Here is a 14,102-nt window from a genome sequence, read left to right on the forward strand (position 1 = left end):
GTTGCGCGCGAGAGCCCGAACGGGATTAGGGGATTGTCAGTCGAAGGGATGGCCCAGGAGACAGAGATGCGCGGGGAGCCCAAGCCAGACCCTGTCACCTTGCCCATCGGGACAGCCTGCCCCCCAGTTCAGCACCTCTTTGGCGACGAAAACTGCGATCACCAGCATCTGCCACCCCTGCCCTTGCCTTCCGGGAGTTGCGACACCCTGCCACGACGGGCTATCGATACCGGGACATTCAGGACACGGACCGCATCAATGGCTGATTTCGATCTCGAGGCACTGTCGCTCGGCGAGCTGAAGAAAATGCAGAAGGACGTCGCCAAAGCGATTTCCACGTTCGAGGATCGGCAGAAGGCGGAAGCCCGCGCTAGGGTGGAAGCATTCGCCCGGGACCTGGGCTATTCTCTGGCAGAACTTGTCGGACCCGAGACGAAAATCACCCGTGCACCGGCAGCGGCGAAGTACCGGCACCCTGAGAACCCGGCACTAACCTGGTCGGGTCGGGGGCGCAAACCGCAGTGGTTCGTGGAGGCATTGGAGGCGGGGAAGACCGCGACCGATTTGGCTATCAACTGATCAAGCCCAAATGCGTTGGCCACTCGGTCGATACGCAACCAGCCGAGTACTGCGCGCGAGAAAGGCCTTCGAATCAAGGCGTAAAGCCTGATCCATTCTCGCTAGGAATTCAGAACGCGTGTTCCGGTCGGTGATAGTCGTGCCTCGAACCCTGAAGCCCGGCCTTCGCGAGGCGATCTGAGTTCGAATTGACTGCCAGACCTCTCGGCAATCGTCGCGACAATTGCCAGCCCAAGACCGCTGCCCTCGCGATCGGACCGGGCGCGCTCGAACCGGTGCGTCAGGCGTGCGAGATCTTCGGCGGGCACGACCGGGCCGTCGTTGGCGACGATCAGCGTTCCATCAGTTGCAAGCGAGACCTCCACCGGAGCTTCGGCTTGGCCATGGCGCAGGGCATTCTCGATCAGGTTGCGCAAGACGATCGCGAAGGCGTCAGGGTCCAGATCCGACATGACGGGGCTTGCCGGAAGCGTGAGGAGGATGCGCCCAGGCTCGACCCCTCGCGCGAGGTCGTCGACGATCAGTCGGGCCACGGGGCGAAGATCGGCAGCGACGTCGCGGCGAAGGCGACCACCTTCAGCGCGCGCCAGTTGCAACAGGCGTTCAGAGAGGCGAGTCAGGCGTTTCAAGGTGGCCTCGATTTCGGCCGCACGGGTCTTGGCGTCTGTGTCGCGCGTTTCGGCCTGCAGCCTTTGAGCCTGTGCGATGGCACCGGCCAAAGGCGTGCGCAGTTCATGCGCGGCATTGGCCGCAAAGCTGCGTTCCGCCGCAAAAGCCGCGTCCAGCCGCCCCAGAAGGCCGTTCATCGTGTCGGCGAGGGGTGCGATTTCGGTGGGCAGATCGGCGCTGGCGACGGGGCTCAGGTCGCGCGCGCCCCGCGCCGACAACCGGTCGCGGAACTGGCGCAGGGGGGCAAGGCTGGCGCGGACGGCCAGCACGATGGCCAGAAGCGCCACCGGCAGCACGATCAGGAGCGGCACGCCAAGTCCCATCTGGATCTCGCGCGCCACGCTGGCGCGATGGTCCAGCGGCTCGGCGACGGTGATGCGGATCGTGCCTTGCACGGCCTCGTCGCTGTAAAGCCGATGCGTTGCGGTCTGGTGGAACCCGATCCCATCCCAGGCAGGAAAGGCGCCCGGGTCGGCGGCATGGGATTGCAGCAGGATGCGCCCCTGATCGTCGCGTATGATGTAAGTGAAGAACTCGTCATGCTCGCGGATCGCTGCAAGGCGCTGGCTGATGCCCGCCTCCTCGCGATTGAGGATGTCGACGACGGCCAGGGGCAAGATGCGCTGAGCGGTCTCCTGCAGGGCGGAATCGAACACCTCTTCGATCTCGCTCCGCGCGATCAGCGCCGTCACACTGGCCGCGAGCACCCAAAGCGCCGTCAGCGCCACGCCCAGCCACAGCCCGAGCCGCCCCTGAAGACTGCGCGGCGCCCTCATGCGCGGCCCAGCCGGTAGCCGAGGCCGCGTTCCGTCTCGATCACCTCCGCCCCCAGCTTCTTGCGCAGGCGGCTGACATGTACCTCGATCGTGTTGCTTTCGATCTCGGCCCCGAAGGCATAGAGCTTGTCCTCGAGCTGCGCCTTGGACAGAAGCTGCCCGGGCCGGGACAGAAAGGCCTCGAACAGCGCCCATTCCCGCGCGGTGAGGGTAACCGGGCGGCCGTCGCGATGGATGCTGCGGGCGGCAAGGTCGATCTCCAGCGGCCCGTGGGTGACGATGGGGTTGGGGTTACCCGAATAGCGCCGCGCCACCGATCCGATGCGGGCAGACAGTTCGGCAAGGTCGAAGGGCTTCACCAGATAATCGTCGGCGCCTGCGTTCAGCCCCTCGATCCGGTCGCTGATCTGGTCGAGCGCGGTCAGGATGATGACGGGCGTCACATCTCCCCTGGCCCGCAGGCGGCGCAGGAACGGGATGCCGCGGCCATCGGGCAGCATCAGGTCCAGAAGCACTAAATCGAAGCTCGCCCCGGCCATGGCGTCGGCGGCGGCGTCCAGCCGCTGGACCCAGTCGACCGAATGGCCATCAGCGGCGATCTGGTCGCGCACGGCGGCCCCCAGAACCATGTCATCCTCGATCAGCACTATGCGCATGGTCTTCTGCCGTCCCTTCGGCCCCGGGTTGGTTTGCTTCTGACCCTCTCTCCTGACAGCAGGCTGAAGCCCTGGCTCAGCCGTCTTCAGGCTGCCGTCAGCTTCGGCGCGCATCACATCATCCAGACTGGCCGTAATCCGGAGTGTGGCCCATGCGAAAGACCCTGACAATTCTTGCTTTTCTGGCGGCCCTGCCTGCCGGTGCCGCACTGGCTGACGATGATTGCTTCGTGCCGATGGCCGATTGGCAACCCCGCGAGGCGGTGGCCGAGTTCGCAATCGCGCAAGGCTGGGAGGTCCGCCGCATCAAGATCGACGACGGCTGCTACGAGATCGATGGCCGCGACGCGACGGGCCGCGCGATTGAGGTCAAGCTGCATCCCGGCACGCTGCAGATCGTCGAGTTCGAGTTCGAGGATGACGACGGCGATGAACGCGAGGGGCAAGAACATGACTGAAACCAAGAGCGCCGCGACCATGCGCGTCTGGGACCCTCTGGTCCGCGTCTTTCACTGGGGCCTCGTGGCCGCTTTTGCTACGGCCTGGCTGACCGCTGATGAGGTGCAGCCTGTCCATGAAGTTGCGGGCTACACGGTCGCTGGCCTTGTCGCCTTCCGGCTGATCTGGGGATTTGCCGGCAGCCGCTATGCCCGCTTTGCGAAGTTTGTGAAAGGCCCAACGGCGACGCTCGCCTATCTGGGTTGGATGCTACGCGGGCAAGAACGCCGCTACCTCGGCCACAATCCGGCGGGGGCGGCGATGATCGTGGCGCTGATGCTGACGCTGTCGGGCACGGCCTTCACAGGCTGGCTGATGGCGGAACCGGAGCGAGTGGCGATGCTGCCCGCCTTGCCGCAAATCGTGGCCCCAGCTTGGGCCGACGATGATGGCGCCGAGTATGGCGAGGGACGCGAGGTCGAAGGCCCGCTGAAAGAGGTGCACGAGACGCTGGCCAACCTGATGCTTCTCCTGGTCGCGGCGCATGTCGGTGGCGTTGTCCTCGCCTCGATCCGCCACCGCGAGAACCTCGCACGCGCCATGATCACCGGCGACAAGCGCGCCCCGGAGCCCGGCGACATCGCCTGACCCTGTTCCCCGACCACGTCTGTCCCGAGTGGTCCGACTCGCCCCGCCCTTTCCCGGCGGGGCCTTTTTCTTCCTGACGCCAAGCTGAAGCAGAAAGCGGGGCGGCGTCAGGAACCGCTCAGGTCCGGGGGACAGGTTGGCAGCATCAGATCCAAGGAGACAACGCCATGACATCCCGACTTTCCCTTCTTTTCGCGTCGACGGCGCTCGCAGTGGCACTCGGCCTGCCTGCCCTTGCGGCGATGCAGGTCCAGGGAAATGCCCAAGGCGCGTGCAGCGGCGTTTGCGCCGCTGTGTTCAGTGCCGACGACCAGACCGTGCCCCTCATCCGTGTGAGCGGAGACGATGACAATGATGACGACGGCGGATGGATCCGTCGCGGGCACGACGACGAGGACTGCGACGACGACGACGACGACGACGACGACGACGACGACGACGATGATGACGCTTGCATCGGCGCTCTCGGCAACCCTGCTCCTGCAGGCACCGTCGCACCTCCGGCAAACGGGCTCTTCGGCAACGGCGCGCCGCCCGTGGCTGTGACCAACTGATCCCGGCCATCGCGCGCCCTGCCCCGTGCGGGGCGCAGACCATCACCGAAAGGACATCCGATGAAATCCCTTCTCGCCACCCTTGCCCTGACCACCGCACTGACCCTGCCGGGGCTGGCGATGGCCCGGCCCGTGACGCTGACGACCACGATGAACAACTATGGCGGCGATGGCGCCTACCTGGCGCTCTACGTTACCGATGCCTCGGGCGCCTATGTCGGCAGCCTGTGGATGGCGGGCGGCAAGTCGAAATACTACGAACACCTGAGCGACTGGTATGCCGCCACCGGGGGTGACCCTGCCCAGATCAACGGCATCACGGGTGCCAGTGTCGGGGCGGGCCGGACGCTGGAGATCACGCTCGATCTGGCCGATGCCCTGTTCGATGCGGGCTACACCCTGCATATCGACGCGGCGGTCGAGGATATGCGCGACAGCCCGAACGAGATCGCGGTGCCCCTGACCAGTGCTGGCGCGGGCACGGCCGTTCAGGGCCGCCGCTACATTTCCAGCTTCGTCTATCAGTAAGGGGACGGCCCGATGATCCGCGTGCTGCATCGCTGGCCGGGGCTTCTGGCCCTTGTCCTTGTGACCGTCCTCGCGCTCAGCGGTGCGGCGCTGTCGGTCTTTCCTGCGGCCGAACGTCTGGCCGCACCGCAGCCGGTGGCGGGGCAGAGCGTGGCCGATCTGGCCGCCCGCGTGGCCGCGACCCATCCGGGGCTGGAGGAAATCCGCCGGTCCCCCTCGGGCACGATCACCGCCTGGTGGTTCGAGGGCGGCACGCCGGGGTCGGCGATGATTGACCCCGCGACCGGCGCCGATGTCGGCTCGGCCGATCCGAACGGGGTGGAACGCTGGCTAACCAACCTGCACCGGTCGCTGTTTCTGGATGATGCCGGGCGGCTGGTCATGGCTGCGGGAGCGGCGGCGATGCTGGTGCTGGCCCTGTCGGGGGCGGCGCTGGTGGCGCGGCGCACGGGCGGCTGGCGACGCTGGTTCGCGCGGCTGCGCGGGCCGCTGGCGGGGCGGCTGCATGTGGAACTGGCGCGTGTCGCGGTTCTGGGCCTTGCCCTGTCGGCGGCGACGGCGCTGTGGATGACGGCTTCGACCTTTGACCTTTTGCCCGATGGCGCGGCGCGCCCGGCCGACCCTGCAGCGGTCAGTGGCCAGATTGCCTTCCCGCTGGAACAGATGGCAGCGCTGCAGGATGTGCCGGTCAGCGCCTTGCGCAAGCTGGCCTTTCCCTATGCAGGCGATGCGCAGGATGTGTTCACGCTGGCGACCGACACGGGCACCGGCCTGATCGATCAGGGGACAGGCGAACTTTTGTCCTGGGCAGACCTGACGCTGTGGCAGCAGGTTTCGGAAACCATCTACATGCTGCACACCGGTCAGGGGGCGGCGGTCCTGGGGCTGATCCTCGGCCTGATCGCACTCATTGTCCCGGTCATGGGCGCGACCGGTGCGCTGATCTGGATTGCCGGGCGGCGGGGCCGGCCCCGGTTGCGCGACAATGCCCCTGCTGGCCGGGCGCAGACGGTGATCCTTGTCGGCTCCGAAGGGGGCAGCACCTGGGGCTTTGCCGCGACGCTGGCGCGCGCCCTGCGGGATGCGGGTCAGGCGGTGCATGTGTCACCCATGTCCGCCTTCGACACGACCCGCCACCCCAAGGCGGACCGCTTCCTGATCCTCGCCGCCACCTACGGCGAAGGCGACGCGCCTGCTTCGGCCCGTGGGTTCCTTGACCGGCTGGCGCGGATCACGACGCCGCCGACCGCCCCGCTGGCCGTGCTGGGCTTTGGTGACCGGAGTTTCCCGGCCTTCTGCGCCTTTGCGGCGGAGGTGGAGGCCGCCGCCCGTGCCAAAGGCTGGGCAACCCTCTTGCGCCTCGACACGGTGGACCGCCAATCGCCGCAGGATTTCGCCCGCTGGGGCCGGGCACTGGGGCAGGCCATCGGGCTGACGCTCGACCTTGATCACCAGCCCGCCCGCCCCGAGGCGCAAGGCCTGACCCTCATCTCGCGCCGCGACTATGGCGAGGCGGTGCAGGCCCCGACCGCGGTCCTGCGCTTTGCCCTGCCCAAGGCGACCCTTTGGGCGCGGCTGACAGGCCGGGGTCTCGCACAGTTCCAGGCGGGCGACCTTCTCGGCATCCTGCCCGAAGGCTCCACCGTCCCGCGCTTCTATTCGCTCGCCTCGGGCCGCCGGGACGGGTTCGTCGAGATCGTGGTGAAGAAGCACCCAGGCGGCCTGTGTTCCGGCCAGCTGCTGGCGCTGGAACCAGGTGACGCCGTGCAGGCCTTCCTGCGTCGCAACCCGGCCTTTCATGCGGGCCGTGGCCGGACACCACTGATCCTGATCGGGGCGGGCACCGGGATCGGACCATTGGCCGGGATCATTCGCGCCAACGCCCGTCGTCGTCCGGTGCACCTGTTCTTCGGGATGCGCCATGCAAACAGCGACTTCCTTTATGGCGACGATCTGACGGAATGGCAGGCCGAAGGGCGGCTGACGCAGCTTTCCACCGCGGTCTCGCGTGGGGCGCGGCCGCATTATGTGCAGGACGCCCTGCGCGCCGAAGCCATGCAGGTGACCGAAGCGATCCGCAACGGCGCACGGGTCATGGTCTGCGGCGGGCGTGAGATGGCGCAAGGCGTGGCCCGCGCGCTCGAGGATATCCTGGCACCCATGGGCCTGACGCCCGCGATGCTCAAGGCTGGGGGGCGTTATGTCGAAGATGTCTACTGAACCTGTCCGCCACGCCCTGAACGGCCCGACCATGGGCACACGGTGGAGCGCGCTGTTCTTTGCGCCGCCAGGATTCGACCCCGACCTGGTGCAGGCCGCGCTTCAGGCGGCGGTCGATACGGTCGATGCGCAAATGTCCACATGGAGGCCCGACAGCGACCTGATGCGCCTGAACGCCGCGCCGGTGGGGGCATGGCAGGACATCCCGTCGGATCTGGCGCGGGTGCTGACCATCGGGCTGGCAATCGGCCGCGCCTCGGGCGGGGCCTTTGACATCGGTCAGGGTGACGCAGTGCGGGCGTGGGGCTTCGGACCCGCCGCCGCCGATCCGCAGGCCATTCTTGGCGCGATGCAGGCCCCCCACCGCGCCGCGCATGTCGTGCTGGAGCTTGACGGTAACCGGGTGCGCAAGATGGCCCCCATCGCTCTGGATCTGAACGGCATCGCCAAAGGCTACGGGGTGGATCGTCTGGCCGAAGTCCTGTCAGCCTGCGGTATCCTTGACGCCCTCGTCGGCATCGACGGCGAGATGCGCGCCCTGGGCCTGCGCCCGGACGGCACCCCCTGGACCATCGCGGTGGAGGCGCCCGAGCGCGACCGCCGCGCGCCCCATTCCATCCTGACTCTTCAGGATGCTTCTGTCGCCACCTCGGGCGATTATCGCCATTGGGTGACGGTGCAGGGGCGCGATCTGTCCCACACCATGGACCCGGCGCGCGGTGCGCCGCTTCTCGCGCCCCCTGCATCCGTCACCGTGATCGCCCCCACCTGCGCCGAGGCGGATGCCTGGGCGACGGCGCTGATGGTGGCGGGCGTCGATGAAGGCCCAGGCCTTGCGCGAAAGGCGGGGCTCGACGCGCTGTTCCTGACGCGCGATGATACGGGTGTCGTTCAAGGCATTGGCGTTGGCAAACTATTTTCGAGCAAGTCCGCGGCGACGGCCCCGGCCGTTGGAGATTGACACCTTTGGATCATGCTCAAACAGATCGGCTCAAGACCCTGCTCCTGGTCATCGCCCTTGCAGGTCTGGTGACAGGGCTCGGGCTGCACTTCAGCGGGCGCACGGAACTTGCACAAACGGCGTGGTTTGCGGGGGTTGTCCCCGTGCTGGCGGCGCTTGTGATCGAGATCATCCGCAGCCTTGCCCGCGGCGAGGTGGGGCTCGACATCGTGGCCGCCCTGTCCATGTCGGCGGCTCTGACCTTTGGCGAGACGCTTGCGGCCGCCGTGGTCGCCGTCATGTATTCGGGCGGCACATTCCTCGAAAACTTTGCCGAGGGACGCGCTCGGCGCGAGATGCGCGATCTTCTGTCGCGCGTTCCCCGCACCGCCACGCGCCACCGCAATGGCGGGCTGGAGGAGGTGGCACTAGAAGACATCGCGCCTGGCGACCGGTTGCTGATCCGGCAAGGCGATGTCGTGCCGGTGGACGGGCGCATCGCATCCGCCGCGGCTTTCGTCGACACATCGGCGCTGACGGGCGAAGCCTTGCCGGTGCGGCTCGACCGCGGGTCTGAGGCGATGAGCGGATCGACCAATGCCGGTGATGCCTTTGATCTGATGGCCACGCGCGAGGCGAAGGACAGCACCTATGCCGGGATTGTCCGGCTGGTCGAAGAGGCGCAGGCGTCAAAGGCGCCCATGGCACGGCTGGCAGATCGCTGGTCGCTGGGGTTCTTGGTCGTCACCGTTGCCATCGCCTTTGCCGCATGGTGGTTTACCGGCGATCCGATCCGCGCGGTGGCGGTGCTGGTCGTGGCGACGCCCTGCCCCCTGATCCTGGCCGTGCCGGTGGCGCTGGTGGCCGGGCTGAGCCGGGCGGCGCATTTCGGGGTGCTGGTGAAAGGTGCAAAGCCGCTGGAGGCGATGGCCCGCATCCGCACGCTGATCCTGGACAAAACCGGCACGCTGACCGACGGGCGCCCCCAGATCGTCAGCATCGACAGCCATGACGGCATGGGGGCTGACGACATCCTGCGCTATGCGGCGGCGCTCGATCAGGCATCAAAACACCCCGTCGCGCAGGCCATCGTGGCTGCAGCAAGGGACCGGGGGCTCACCCTACCCATCCCCGAAGATGTGGCCGAAATCCCTGGCGAAGGCGTCATCGGTTTCATCGACGGACGGCAAGTCATCGTCGGGGGCGATGGTTTCGTCGCGGGGCGCGTGGGCCGTTTGGCGGGGGAGCACCCGGAACTGGCGGCAGGGTCGGTCATGGTGGCCGTGGCCGTCGATGGCCGCATGGCGGGGCATCTGGTCATGTCCGACCCGCTGCGCGAGGGGGCGGGCGAGATGCTGGCCAGCCTGCGGCGGCAGGGGGTTGCGCGCATCCTCTTGGCTACGGGCGACCGGGCCGAGGTCGCGGCGCGGGTCACGGAAGGGCTGGGTCTCGAAGGTATCCGCGCGGGGCTGACGCCAGACGAAAAGGTGCTGCTCGTCCTGACCGAACACAAGAACGGCCCTGTGATGATGGTGGGCGACGGCGTCAACGACGCGCCCGCGCTGGCTGCCGCCGATGTGGGCGTCGCCATGGGCGCGCGCGGGGCTGCGGCCAGCGCCGAGGCGGCCGATGTGGTCCTGCTGGTGGACCGGGTGGACCGCATCGCGCCGGGGATCGAGATCGCGCGCAGATCGCGCCTGATCGCGCTCGAAAGCGTGGTCGCAGGCATCGGCCTGTCGGTTCTGGGCATGATCGCTGCAGCCTTTGGCTACCTGACCCCCGTTCAGGGCGCGCTCTTGCAAGAGGCCATCGACGTCGCCGTCATCCTGAACGCGCTGCGCGCCCTGCGCATTTCTCCCGCGGGCCTTACAGCACCGCAAACCCGTATTGAAGGAATTCCCGCATGAGCCGCCTTTCCCATTCCGAAATCCATATGGTGCACCGCATCGGCTGGCTGCGCGCAGCCGTGCTGGGGGCGAATGACGGGATCGTCTCGACTTCAAGCCTTGTCGTGGGCGTCGCCGCAGCCGGTACGGGCCGGACCGAGGTGCTGATCGCAGGACTCGCCGGGCTGGTCGCCGGGGCCATGTCGATGGCGGCGGGCGAGTACGTCTCGGTCAGCTCGCAGACCGATGCCGAACAGGCCGATCTGGCCCGGGAGAAGAAGGAACTCGCCGAAACGCCCGAGGCGGAACTGGAAGAACTGACGCGGATCTACGAGGGGCGCGGGCTGACCCGCGATCTGGCCGAACAGGTCGCGGTCCAACTGACCGCGCGCGACGCCCTTGGTAGCCACGCCCGCGACGAATTGGGCATATCCGAGACGGTGACCGCCCATCCCATCCAGGCGGCCCTCGTGTCAGCCATGACCTTTGCCGTGGGGGCGGTGGTCCCGCTTCTGGTGGCCATGCTTGCGCCACCTTCGCAGATCGTCCCCTTCGTGGCTATCGCGACGCTACTGTCGCTCGCTATCCTAGGCGGTCTTGGCGCAACAGCTGGCGGCGCCGGTGTCTTGCGAGGCGCTGTCCGGGTGACGTTCTGGGGCGCCCTTGCCATGGCCGCGACCGCGCTGGTCGGATCGATCTTCGGGGTCACCGTCGGGTAAGAAAAACCGCCTGGAGTGATGAGACTACAGGCAAAGGCAGCTTGCAGCGCTGCGTTCCTAGGATCGGCTTCGCCGATCACGCGGCCAAAGGTAGGCCCGGAGGCGCGACTGCGCCGCGCCCGGGCCCTCTGGAAGTGAGGCCGAAGCCTCACCCGAAGGGATCGTATTCCGAGACGATCACGACCTCGTCGCCGTCGATTTCATCGGCGGGGACGGCGCCGAAGGTTCCATCCCCTGCCTGGAAGACGACGATTGAGACCATGAGCGTGGCGGCAAGGGAGGCGGCGAAGGCGTGTGCATCTTTGCGGGACATCTGTTTGGCTCCTGTCTGGGAGGCGGGGGACCATCCCCCGCGCGACAGGACCCCGCAGGCCCGAAGACTGGCTGACATCACCGGGTGCGTTCGGCTCGTCCGAATCCACCCGGCGGCACGGGCTCGCCCGTAGTCCGACCCCTCGCGGGTTGATCTCGAAGACGGGATTCGGGGCAAGGAAGGGAATGGCGAGCGGGGGATGGTGCCCCAACGTCAGGAGCTGGTTGTCCCGCTGATGCTTGGAACGCCGCCAGCCTCCCGGGCAGGCTCTTGGTTGAAGACCTCCGTCTTTTGGGGATGGATCCTCTGGCGCCCCGCGTCATCGCGGGACGAGGGTGTGGTCGGTGAGAGGCACGCCCCTTCGGCATGCCCCTCACGCATTGTCAGGGCTCAGGCGGCCAGATCCGCGCCCCCTGCCCTATCGCCGTCCTCGGCACCGACGATTTCGAGCCGCGCATTGCGATAGCCCTCCCGCGCAATCCAGAGTTCGGCCGCGGTAACGGACTCCGCCAGATGCAGAAGCTCGGTGTTTCCACCGAAATCGAGCAGCACGCGCACCTGCCCCGGCTTCGGTTCCTCGGCCACCTCGAATACCAGACGACTGTCCGCCGAATGACTGCGCATGATGGTGACGAGGATCACCCCATCCGAAGAGAAGTTGCCCTCGTGCAGCGTGAATGAAGCAGGGGCAGTCCAAGTCGGATAGACCTTCGGCGGCTCCTTCTTCACGAGACGGCCGACTCCGTTCGATCGCTCCCAGGCGGCAAGCTTCTTGGTGAACCGTGCCGGCGGCTTGGGACTGCCGTCGGTGTAGCGGATCAGCGCCCCCAAAGGGGCTGTGTCGATGATGTTTGTTGCAGACATGATTCCTCATCTCGAATGCGAGTATCCGCATTCATCATATTGATATTGCTGTATTTTGTGAGATTTGGGCGGGTTTCCCCGCCCCCGGATGGCTAAGATCACTCCGCCGCCATCATCGACGCAGCGCTGTCCGGCAGATCGGCTGTCAGGAAGGCCGGGAGATCGACATCCTCGGGCTCGCCCGCGTCCTCCCCCTGCCCTTCCGCGATCGCCTCGCCGTCGAACGCCACCAGATCGGCCCGGCGCAGGACCTCGGGCAGCCACCCGCTGCCCTTGAGAAGCCGCTCGGCTTCTGTGGCCATCTCACCCTTCTTCAGATGGTCGAGCAGCTGCGCGGTGCCCTCCCCCTTTGCCTCGCGCACGGCCTCGAGGATTCGGGCCTTAGGCACGCGGTTGAGATAGCCATCGACCGTCGGCTCCCAACCCGCTTCGACCATGTCGAGATCGACCGCGCGGGCCACCAGATCGGCATGCGCCAGCCGGCGGGTCAGACCGCTGGCGGAGATGCCCGCCCCATAGGGGTTCACCTTCTCATGGAGTGCGTTGATCCCGAAGCTGAGGCAATGCGCCAGAAGGGCCAAACGACTGCCCTGGTCGAGGAGCGTCAGATAGTCCCAGAGGCCGGCATCATCGCCGAGAGGCAGATCGGCCTCCCAGGCCGCGTGACGCTCGTCGACCAACTTGGCCACGACGCTGTCCTTAAGATCGGACGCCTGCGCCGACATGTAGACGTGGCGAACCGAAGCCTCGAGACAGCTGCCCGAAGCCGAAGAGGTGCGGAAGGTGTCCGTCACCAGCTTCAGAAGCAGCAGCGTCAGCGCCACCTCCGGTGAGCGCCCGATGGCTTCGCGCAGTGCGAGGGTCCGGTGGGCGGTCAGCTCCATGACCAGCCGTTCGGGCAACGGCTTCAACGCGCCGTCGTCTTCCTCCTCAGAGAGGTCCGCGCCGATCGGCTGACCGCCCGAGGTGACGATGGTGCCGCCAGCGGAGGTGGCTGACGGTTTCCAGCTGGAAACACCGACATCACCCCCCTGCCCCATGGCATCCGCGCCATCACCATCCTGGACCGCGGTCTCCTCGCGCGGCTCGTCCTCGGGCCGGACATAGCCGCGATAGACCGCGAGACTGCCGTCCCGATCCAGCGTCACGAAGACGCCCGCGCGCGCGATCTCGGCCTCATCGTAGATCAGCGGCCGCTGCTCGAGCGCTTCCATCGCCATCTCGAGATGACCGAGCCGCGCGTCGATCTCCTCGGGGAATTCGTCCTGGCCGGAGTATTCTTCCTCCAGCGCCCGATACTCGGCGAGGTGCGTCGCGTGGGTCGCGCTTTCCTCGTCGGTCATCGGCGCCGGATCACCGGCGAGACGCCGCAGGCCGTGGCTGTAGCCATAGGGCAGGTCGGTCGCGACCTCGATCCACTTCCAGCCCTCAGAGGAAAGCGCTTCGGCTTCCGCCTGAAGCTTCTCAGCCACCAGCCGGTCGAGCAGGGCAGGGTCCTCGAGCCAACCACCGTCATCGCCCTGGAAGAGATCGCGCAGCACAGCGCCGCCCGCTGCCTCATAGGCATCGATACCGACGAAGACAGCGCGACGATCCGAGGCCCGAACCGAGGTCTCGGTCAGCATACGTCGGATGGTATAGGGTTCTTTGTTCCAGGAGTTCTTCACCGCATCCCAGACTTGGACCTGACGCGCATGATCCGGGTTCACCGTAAAAGCCATCAGCTGCTCGAGCGTCATGCCGTCCTCAGCATAGACCTCGAGCAGGGCAGGGGCCACGGAGGCAAGTTTCAGGCGCTGCTTGACGATCTGCGGCGTGACGAAGAAGGCCGCCGCAATCGCTTCCTCGCCCTGACCCTTTTCGCGCAGGGCCTGGAATGCGCGGAACTGATCGAGCGGGTGCAGGGTAACGCGTTGCATGTTCTCGGCCAGCGAGTCGTCCTCGGGCAGGATCGCCGAAGCAGCATCCCGCACGATGCAGGGGATCGGCGCGGTCTTCAGCAGCCGCTTCTGCTTCACCAGCAGCGACAGCGCCTGGAAGCGGCGACCACCGGCGGGGATCTCGAACGTACCGGTCTCGACTCCATCGGCATCGAGCACCGGCCGGACGTTCAGGCTCTGCAGGAGCCCGCGGCGAGCGATGTCCTCGGCCAGTTCTTCGACAGACACACCCGCCTTGACGCGCCGCACGTTGGACTGGCTCAGCACGAGCTTGTCGAAGGGGATGTCCCGCGAGGGGGACAGGGTGACTTTCTGGACAACTTTCGCCATCAGATCTTCTCCACGACGGGCGCCGGAAGCCACTCTCCCGAT

Annotated in this window: 15 protein-coding genes; 9 read left to right on the forward strand and 6 right to left on the reverse strand. The window is 67.0% G+C overall.

Annotated elements, in window-relative coordinates:
* Positions 1-36: 36 nt before the first annotated feature.
* Positions 37-168: a hypothetical protein gene (locus tag V7Q39_RS13425; protein WP_333817100.1), complete on the reverse strand. Its 132-nt coding sequence runs from the start codon at positions 166-168 to the stop codon at positions 37-39.
* Positions 169-258: 90 nt separating this feature from the next.
* On the opposite strand from V7Q39_RS13425, the gene V7Q39_RS13430 reads away from it, so the two are divergent.
* Complete coding sequence (locus V7Q39_RS13430) at positions 259-579, forward strand: H-NS histone family protein (RefSeq protein ID WP_333817101.1); 321 nt, start codon at positions 259-261, stop codon at positions 577-579.
* A 101-nt stretch (positions 580-680) separates the two neighbouring features.
* Here the strand turns inward: V7Q39_RS13430 and V7Q39_RS13435 are convergent, their stop codons facing one another.
* Complete coding sequence (locus V7Q39_RS13435) at positions 681-2,024, reverse strand: ATP-binding protein (RefSeq protein ID WP_333817102.1); 1,344 nt, start codon at positions 2,022-2,024, stop codon at positions 681-683.
* Positions 2,021-2,680, reverse strand: a complete 660-nt coding sequence (locus tag V7Q39_RS13440; RefSeq protein ID WP_333817103.1) for a response regulator transcription factor — start codon at positions 2,678-2,680, stop codon at positions 2,021-2,023. The genes V7Q39_RS13435 and V7Q39_RS13440 overlap by 4 nt, the downstream gene beginning before the upstream one ends.
* 152 nt (positions 2,681-2,832) lie before the next feature.
* Between V7Q39_RS13440 and V7Q39_RS13445 the strand changes: the two genes are divergently transcribed.
* The 8 genes from V7Q39_RS13445 to V7Q39_RS13480 all read left to right on the forward strand — a co-directional run bounded on the left by V7Q39_RS13445 (position 2,833) and on the right by V7Q39_RS13480 (position 10,613).
* Positions 2,833-3,138: a PepSY domain-containing protein gene (locus tag V7Q39_RS13445; RefSeq protein ID WP_333817104.1), complete on the forward strand. Its 306-nt coding sequence runs from the start codon at positions 2,833-2,835 to the stop codon at positions 3,136-3,138.
* Entirely contained in the window at positions 3,131-3,766 is a 636-nt protein-coding gene (locus V7Q39_RS13450; protein WP_333817105.1) for a cytochrome b/b6 domain-containing protein, read from the forward strand. The genes V7Q39_RS13445 and V7Q39_RS13450 overlap by 8 nt, the downstream gene beginning before the upstream one ends.
* A 167-nt stretch (positions 3,767-3,933) precedes the next feature.
* Complete coding sequence (locus V7Q39_RS13455; protein WP_333817106.1) at positions 3,934-4,320, forward strand: hypothetical protein; 387 nt, start codon at positions 3,934-3,936, stop codon at positions 4,318-4,320.
* A gap of 60 nt (positions 4,321-4,380) precedes the next feature.
* The gene (locus V7Q39_RS13460; RefSeq protein WP_333817107.1) at positions 4,381-4,848 is read left to right on the forward strand and encodes a DUF2271 domain-containing protein; all 468 of its coding nucleotides are present in this window, start codon (positions 4,381-4,383) and stop codon (positions 4,846-4,848) included.
* Between the two features lie 12 nt (positions 4,849-4,860).
* A complete protein-coding gene (locus tag V7Q39_RS13465; protein WP_333817109.1) occupies positions 4,861-7,068 on the forward strand; it encodes a PepSY domain-containing protein in 2,208 nt (735 codons plus the stop codon).
* Positions 7,049-8,029, forward strand: a complete 981-nt coding sequence (locus V7Q39_RS13470; RefSeq protein ID WP_333817110.1) for an FAD:protein FMN transferase — start codon at positions 7,049-7,051, stop codon at positions 8,027-8,029. Before V7Q39_RS13465 ends, V7Q39_RS13470 begins: the two co-directional genes overlap by 20 nt.
* Positions 8,030-8,034: 5 nt before the next feature.
* Positions 8,035-9,915: a heavy metal translocating P-type ATPase gene (locus tag V7Q39_RS13475; protein WP_333817112.1), complete on the forward strand. Its 1,881-nt coding sequence runs from the start codon at positions 8,035-8,037 to the stop codon at positions 9,913-9,915.
* Entirely contained in the window at positions 9,912-10,613 is a 702-nt protein-coding gene (locus tag V7Q39_RS13480; protein ID WP_333817113.1) for a VIT1/CCC1 transporter family protein, read from the forward strand. The genes V7Q39_RS13475 and V7Q39_RS13480 overlap by 4 nt, the downstream gene beginning before the upstream one ends.
* Before the next feature lie 148 nt (positions 10,614-10,761).
* On the opposite strand, the gene V7Q39_RS13485 is transcribed toward V7Q39_RS13480, so the two are convergent.
* The 3 genes from V7Q39_RS13485 to V7Q39_RS13495 all read right to left on the reverse strand — a co-directional run bounded on the left by V7Q39_RS13485 (position 10,762) and on the right by V7Q39_RS13495 (position 14,060).
* Positions 10,762-10,926: a hypothetical protein gene (locus tag V7Q39_RS13485; protein ID WP_007803240.1), complete on the reverse strand. Its 165-nt coding sequence runs from the start codon at positions 10,924-10,926 to the stop codon at positions 10,762-10,764.
* Positions 10,927-11,316: 390 nt separating this feature from the next.
* Positions 11,317-11,790 carry a hypothetical protein gene (locus V7Q39_RS13490; RefSeq protein ID WP_333817114.1) on the reverse strand — a complete coding sequence of 158 codons (474 nt, stop codon included), beginning with the start codon at positions 11,788-11,790 and terminating at the stop codon, positions 11,317-11,319.
* Positions 11,791-11,888: 98 nt separating this feature from the next.
* Entirely contained in the window at positions 11,889-14,060 is a 2,172-nt protein-coding gene (locus tag V7Q39_RS13495; protein ID WP_333817115.1) for a ParB/RepB/Spo0J family partition protein, read from the reverse strand.
* Positions 14,061-14,102 lie beyond the last annotated feature (42 nt).

This window comes from Tabrizicola sp., from assembly GCF_036781545.1.
Taxonomy (GTDB): Bacteria; Pseudomonadota; Alphaproteobacteria; order Rhodobacterales; family Rhodobacteraceae; genus Tabrizicola.

Coding starts and splice junctions, on each gene's coding strand:
- V7Q39_RS13425 (WP_333817100.1), bottom strand. CDS start 168: ATGCTGGTGATCGCAGTTTTCGTCGCCAAAGAGGTGCTGAACTGGGGG.
- V7Q39_RS13430 (WP_333817101.1), top strand. CDS start 259: ATGGCTGATTTCGATCTCGAGGCACTGTCGCTCGGCGAGCTGAAGAAA.
- V7Q39_RS13435 (WP_333817102.1), bottom strand. CDS start 2,024: ATGAGGGCGCCGCGCAGTCTTCAGGGGCGGCTCGGGCTGTGGCTGGGC.
- V7Q39_RS13440 (WP_333817103.1), bottom strand. CDS start 2,680: ATGCGCATAGTGCTGATCGAGGATGACATGGTTCTGGGGGCCGCCGTG.
- V7Q39_RS13445 (WP_333817104.1), top strand. CDS start 2,833: ATGCGAAAGACCCTGACAATTCTTGCTTTTCTGGCGGCCCTGCCTGCC.
- V7Q39_RS13450 (WP_333817105.1), top strand. CDS start 3,131: ATGACTGAAACCAAGAGCGCCGCGACCATGCGCGTCTGGGACCCTCTG.
- V7Q39_RS13455 (WP_333817106.1), top strand. CDS start 3,934: ATGACATCCCGACTTTCCCTTCTTTTCGCGTCGACGGCGCTCGCAGTG.
- V7Q39_RS13460 (WP_333817107.1), top strand. CDS start 4,381: ATGAAATCCCTTCTCGCCACCCTTGCCCTGACCACCGCACTGACCCTG.
- V7Q39_RS13465 (WP_333817109.1), top strand. CDS start 4,861: ATGATCCGCGTGCTGCATCGCTGGCCGGGGCTTCTGGCCCTTGTCCTT.
- V7Q39_RS13470 (WP_333817110.1), top strand. CDS start 7,049: ATGTCGAAGATGTCTACTGAACCTGTCCGCCACGCCCTGAACGGCCCG.
- V7Q39_RS13480 (WP_333817113.1), top strand. CDS start 9,912: ATGAGCCGCCTTTCCCATTCCGAAATCCATATGGTGCACCGCATCGGC.
- V7Q39_RS13485 (WP_007803240.1), bottom strand. CDS start 10,926: ATGTCCCGCAAAGATGCACACGCCTTCGCCGCCTCCCTTGCCGCCACG.
- V7Q39_RS13490 (WP_333817114.1), bottom strand. CDS start 11,790: ATGTCTGCAACAAACATCATCGACACAGCCCCTTTGGGGGCGCTGATC.
- V7Q39_RS13495 (WP_333817115.1), bottom strand. CDS start 14,060: ATGGCGAAAGTTGTCCAGAAAGTCACCCTGTCCCCCTCGCGGGACATC.